The following is a 5,874-nucleotide window of genomic DNA, read 5'->3' as shown; positions in this document are numbered from 1 at the left end:
GTGCGGCACCGTCGGGTTGAAACCGTCGCGCGGTCGTGTGTCCGCGGGTCCAGACAATGCTGACGGCTCCCTCCACGGCATGGGGCAGGCCTTTGCCATGAGCAAAACCATGCGCGACACAGCCGCGATGCTCGACTGTCTCTCTGTGCCTCAGCCCGGTGATCCTTATGTCATTCGGGCTACGGAACGCCCGTACGCAACTTATTGCGATGAGCACGGCAAAAAGTTGCGCATTGCTTTCTCGGCAGCGCCACTCATGGATGCGCCGGTAGATCCGGAGATCTCTGCCGCAGTATCCACCACCGCAAGAACGCTCTCCGATCTAGGCCATTATGTCGAAGAGGCTGCACCACGGATCGATCTCGATGCCATCGATCGCGCCTGTATTGACATCTGGTGCTTCCAGTTCGACCGAAGCCTCGATAGTTTGGCGGTGTCGATGGGGCGTACGGTCGGACCGGAAACGCTCGAACGTGCAACACTTGTGTATTATGAGGGCGCAAAAAGCATAGATGCAAGTCAATTCTTTGTTGCACAAGCGGCCTTCAATCGCGTACGCCGTGAAATTGGCCGGTTCTTCATGGATTATGACATCTGGCTGTCGCCGACCACTGCCCAGGTCGCTCAACCTAACTTCACAACCGGAATGGATATCGGCTCAACGCCGAAAGAGCTCCTAGATTATGAGCAGCCTTTCTACCAGTTCCTGATCGCCTATAACGTGACTGGTCAGCCGGCGCTGTCGCTGCCGCTTGCAATGCACTCCAATGGCTTGCCGATTGGCTTGCAGCTGGGAGCGCGGCATGGAGAAGAGCATCTGCTGATCGCATTGGGCAGTCAGTTGGAACAGGCAATGCCGTGGGCGGGTCGCACGCCACCTTGTCATGCCACAAAAGTGTGATTGGCGGATCCTAAGGGCAAGAATAGCCTTGCTGAGGCGTAGGCCGCTATTCGTCCCCGGAACATTGTCCCTAGTAGTCGCATATTTTGGATTCGAAGAAGATCGCAGACGTTCCTCGGACGTTGTTGAGCTTAGGATATGAGCAAAGCTGCTCTCGGGAGCGATTTTTCGAATGCAGCGCAGGCGGCAGCGAGTAGGGGGTTCCACTGTCTTCCGATAGTAACCTCAGGTTACCGGAGGGGAATGCTTTTCATTTTACAAGCCGCGCCTCGCTTGCGTACGTTGGGTGAACGATTTGTGAAGAATGGGTGGCTCCGGCAAGGCTTTGCCGCGAGCAGGCAGGGGGCGGAAGTATTGGAGCTGAGGGGCTGCTAGCTGATGCAAAATCGCCTGCTAGGCCGGTGTCAGGCCATCCGACTGGGCCTTCATCGGCCCCAATTGGTCGCACCAACAGAAGCGAGCAGCCGACGCCCCGAATGACCGCCGTACGGGTTAAGGCTCGAACCAAGAACCTGCTGCGGCGCTGTTGAGCGCTGATGAACACAAAACAAATAATGGGAGAACGCTATGGTTAAAGATAAGCTCAGCAGACGAATGTTCCTGGCATCCTCGGCAATGGTTGGCGGCTCGACGCTCTGTGGTCTGCCGCTGTTCGCGAAAGACGCGAGTGCGCAGGCGGCAAAGCTGACTGTTCGCACTGGAAGAGACATTGGCAATCTCGACCCGGGGTACATGGTGGGGGGAGCACCGGATAACGAGATACAGTACGCCGTGCTACCGGTGCTGCTGGAACTCACTATCAGTGAAGGCGTCTACGGCTGGAAACCTTCGGTGTACGTGGAGAAATTCGAGCAGCGCGATCCGACCCATTACGAGTTCACGCTGAAACCTGGCTTTACGTGGACGAACGGCTACGGCGAGTTCACCGCCGATGACGTCAAGTATTCGTACGAGCGCATCAAGACGACCGACTGGAGCGGAAGTTTCAAAGCGCTGGACCATGTCGAGGTGACCGGCAAATACAGCGGAACCTTGGTGCTCAGCCAACCCTTTGCACCGTTTACGGTACCCGGTCTGACCTGCGGCCCAGTGGCCATCCTCTGCAAAGCCGCGATGCTGACGGTCGGCGAGAAGTTCACCACAGAGTTTCCCGCGACCTGCGGCCCATACCTGTTCGAGTGGACGCCCAAGCAGAAGCTGTCCCTGCGGCCGAACCCGGAATGGAAAGGCCCGAAGCCGGCGTTTGCGGAAGTGGACGCGCTCATCATCTCGGAGCCATCGGCGGCGGACCTCGCTTTCGAAGCCGGTGCGGTCGCGGTGACTCGGATCACCGCCTCGACTTACGCCCGCTACAAGGACAATCCGCCGGCGAACAGCGAGGTCCACGTCGCGGACGCACTAACCTCTATGTGGCTGGGTATGAACACGGAGCATCCGAAGCTCTCTGACATCCGCGTGCGCAAAGCGATCCAGCACACGGTCGACGCCGAGCAGATCATCCAGGGCGCCTATGGCGGTGCCGCGGAAAAGTCGAACGGCGTCATCCCCCCGGGCCTGATCGGCCACCGCAAGGAGACGAAATACAGCTACGATCCAGAGAAGGCGAGGGCGCTGCTAGCTGAGGCAGGGGTCAACGGGCTGGAGCTGGAACTGAAGACCCTCAACGAGCAGGAACGAGTGCTGGCCGCGCAGATAATCCAGTCGCAGCTGGGCGCCGTCGGCATCACGGTCAAAGTGATACCGCTGGATGAAGGTCCCTTCTGGGAAATGGGCGATGACAAGAAGGGTGATCCCAAGAACCTGCAGATGTGGCTGATGTGGTGGGGCACATACCCCGATCCGCAGCAGGCGACGCAGTGGTTCACCAGCGATCAGGTGGGTCGGTGGAACTGGGAGCGCTGGAAGAGTGACGAATACGATGCGCTCTACAAGCAAGGCATGGCTGAAAGCGATCCGCAAAAACGCGAGTCGATATATCTTCGGATGCAGGAGATCATGGAGGATACCGGCGCATATGTATGGATCGACCATGAGCTAGAGGTTTTCGTGCACCGGAAGAATATCAAACTCAACGTTGTGCCGGATGGAATGTTGTTTCGTAGCTTCGGCACAGACTAACCCGTACCTTTAAACCAGAGGCTTCGGCATGTTGGTCTACCTATGCAAACGCATTGGTCTATCGCTCATCATGATCCTATGCGCGGTTCTGGCACTGTTTCTGCTACTGCACTTGATCCCCGGTGATCCGGCCACGATTGCCCTAGGCCCCAGGGCAACCCCCGAAGCTATCGCCCGCTATGCTGAGAAGATGCACCTGGACAAGCCGGTCTCGGTTCAGTTTGGGAACTTTTTGCTTCGTGTGGTTAGCGGCAATCTCGGTGTTGATGTGTTCTCCAACCGTAGCGTGACCGGGATCGTATTGGAGGCGCTGCCCTCGACGCTGATTCTCGCCGCGCTCAGCTTGTTATGGGCCGCGATGATCGGCATTCCACTAGGCTGCATCTCTGCTGTGCGGCCAGACAGCTGGTTTGATCGACTGACCGGCGTAATTTCCGTCGCCACTATCGCCATTCCGTCTTTCCTCGTCTCGATCTGGTCGCTCTTAATTTTCGCGGTGATTCTTAGATGGTTGCCCGCAATCGGCGCAGGAGAGCCAGGCAATCTTGCTGACGAAGCGTGCCACCTTGTTTTGCCGGCTTTCGCAGTCGGGGTAGGTTGGGTGGGGTATCTTGCACGGATGGTGCGCGCCTCGATGGTCGAGGTATTACGTGAGACCTACATTCGTGCCGCCTATGCCTTCGGCCTGCGACGGGGCACTGTGGTATTTCAGTATGCGCTAAAAGTAGCGATCTTGCCGACCATCACGCTAGTCGGCATCGGTTTCGGCGGCTTGCTGTCCGGCGCCACTTTCGCTGAGATCATCTTTACCCGACCCGGCGTCGGCAAACTTATCTACGACATGGTCATGAACCGTAACTTCCCTGTCGTTCAAGGCGCTGTGCTCATCACAACCGGAGTATATGTGTTGATCAATCTTGGTGCAGACCTTGTGGTCGCTTGGCTGGATCCCCGTGTCCGCAGTTCCCTCTGAAAACCCGTTCCCCACCGCAATGGCTGTTGCAGTTGTTCACAAAGATGCTGAGCATAAGCTGCGTCGCCTGATCCGCAATTGGCAAGGCCTGACCGGAGTTGTTCTTGTTTTACTACTATTGTCGAGCGCGATCTTGGCGCCGCTGCTGGCGCCTTATGATCCGAACGCGCTGGACATTCCAGCGCGGTTATCCGGTCCCACCTGGTGGCACATCGCCGGCACTGATCAGCTGGGGCGCGATACATTCTCCCGCGTGCTGTATGGCGGGCGCGTCGCGCTCTACCTCGCCACGATCGGCATATCGATTTCGATGGTGTTCGGCCTGTTGTTCGGTATGCTGATGGGTTACGGGCCCCACTGGGCTGATAATGTTTTGCTGTTGCTGTTCGACGTGATCCGCTCTTTCCCGACAATTGTGATTGCGCTAGCCGCGGTGGCGTTGCTGGGGCCCAGTCTGAACCTTATCCTGGCCATCGTCATCGTCACCACGATCCCGGGGTATGCGCGTCTGGTTCGGACCAGTACTATGGCTTTGAGGAACACCGAGTTCATCATTGCTGAGCGCTCGCTAGGTGTGACGCTCGGCGGCATCCTGTGGCGGCATATTCTGCCAAACGTGGTCGGTCCCATGTTCATCCTGGCCGCTATGGATGTACCGGTGGTGGTGGCGGTCGAGGCTGGCCTGAGCTTCCTTGGCCTCGGCGTGCTGCCACCGACCCCGAGTTGGGGCAGCATCCTAAACGAGGGCTATCTGCTGATCCGCCAGACGCCATGGCCGATCATAGCCGGTGGCATACCCCTGGTGCTCACCACCCTTGGGTTCACGTTTCTGGGCGAGGCGCTGCGAGACATCTTCGACCCGCGGCTAGCGAAGGGGATCTGAGCGATGACGCCGCTAGTGCAAATCCGTAATCTCGACGTCGAGTTCGACACAAAGCACGGCCCAATCAAGGCACTGCGCGATGTCAGCTTTGACGTGCCGCAGGGCAAGATCGTCGGAATTGTGGGCGAAAGCGGGTCGGGCAAGAGCACGATTATCTGGTCGATCGCGCGGCTGCTGTCGGGTAATGGCCGTATTGTCGGCGGGGAGATCTTGTTCAATGGACGAAACCTGTGCGACCTGGACGAGGCCGCCCTGCGGGACTTCCGCGGCCGGCAGGCATCCATCGTGTTCCAGGATCCGATGACCTCGCAGATACCGGTCAAATCTTATCGGCAGCAGATCATCGACGTCCTGTACCGAAACCGGGGCCAAAGCCGTTCACAGAAGATAAATCATGCGCTGGCGATGATGCGTCGTGTAGGCATTCCAGATCCAGAGCAGCGCATCGACCAGTTCCCGCACCAGTTCTCCGGGGGCATGCGGCAGCGCATGGGCATTGCCATGGCCCTGCTGATGAAGCCGCAACTCCTGATGGCTGACGAGCCGACCACAGCTCTCGACGTGACCATGGAGGCGCAGATAATTCACCTGCTGCGCAGCCTTCAGGCGGAGACTCACACCACGATCATGCTCGTATCCCACAATCTGGGGCTGGTCGCCGAGCTCTGCGATGAAGTAGTGGTAATGTATGCAGGCCAGGTGGTGGAAAGTGGGCCAATCGGGGCGGTGTATGCTCGGCCGGCGCACCCTTATACGCAGGCGCTGATCAAGTCCGACCCCGCGAGACTCACAGAGCGCGGCCACTACCTGCCCACCATTCCGGGCGATCTGCCGGATCTCCGGTTCAGGCAGGCGGGCTGTATTTTTGCGGACCGTTGCCTCAATGTCTTCAATACTTGCCGCCACGAAGAGCCGGCAGCCCACGTCCTGGAAAACGGGCACTCCGCGCGGTGTCATCTGCTGGACCCGAGACAGAGCGCGCCTGCTATGTCGCCTTCG

At 58.5% G+C, this 5,874-nt stretch carries 5 protein-coding genes; all 5 read left to right on the top strand.

Going from position 1 to position 5,874, the window contains the following annotated elements:
- A partial coding sequence (locus EOA29_RS22355) for an amidase (protein WP_145969742.1) occupies nucleotides 1–901 on the top strand: 901 nt, incomplete at its 5' end.
- A 567-nt stretch (nucleotides 902–1,468) separates the two neighbouring features.
- Nucleotides 1,469–3,019, top strand: a complete 1,551-nt coding sequence (locus EOA29_RS22350; RefSeq protein WP_127221556.1) for an ABC transporter substrate-binding protein — start codon at nucleotides 1,469–1,471, stop codon at nucleotides 3,017–3,019.
- A 28-nt stretch (nucleotides 3,020–3,047) separates the two neighbouring features.
- Nucleotides 3,048–3,992, top strand: a complete 945-nt coding sequence (locus EOA29_RS22345) for an ABC transporter permease (protein ID WP_127221554.1) — start codon at nucleotides 3,048–3,050, stop codon at nucleotides 3,990–3,992.
- Nucleotides 3,949–4,875, top strand: a complete 927-nt coding sequence (locus EOA29_RS22340; protein WP_245468516.1) for an ABC transporter permease — start codon at nucleotides 3,949–3,951, stop codon at nucleotides 4,873–4,875. Before EOA29_RS22345 ends, EOA29_RS22340 begins: the two co-directional genes overlap by 44 nt.
- A 3-nt stretch (nucleotides 4,876–4,878) precedes the next feature.
- On the top strand, nucleotides 4,879–5,874 hold a 996-nt coding region (locus EOA29_RS22335), incomplete at its 3' end, for an ABC transporter ATP-binding protein (protein ID WP_145969741.1).

This window comes from Mesorhizobium sp. M1E.F.Ca.ET.063.01.1.1 (assembly GCF_003998155.1).
In the GTDB taxonomy this organism is placed as follows: domain Bacteria; phylum Pseudomonadota; class Alphaproteobacteria; order Rhizobiales; family Rhizobiaceae; genus Mesorhizobium.
The sequence above is the reverse complement of the archived record's forward strand: the minus strand, read 5'-3'. Positions and strand labels throughout refer to the sequence as shown.

Bases quoted from the DNA above. Each gene is read 5' to 3' on its own strand.
- EOA29_RS22350 (WP_127221556.1), top strand. From the start codon at position 1,469: ATGGTTAAAGATAAGCTCAGCAGACGAATGTTCCTGGCATCCTCGGCA.
- EOA29_RS22345 (WP_127221554.1), top strand. From the start codon at position 3,048: ATGTTGGTCTACCTATGCAAACGCATTGGTCTATCGCTCATCATGATC.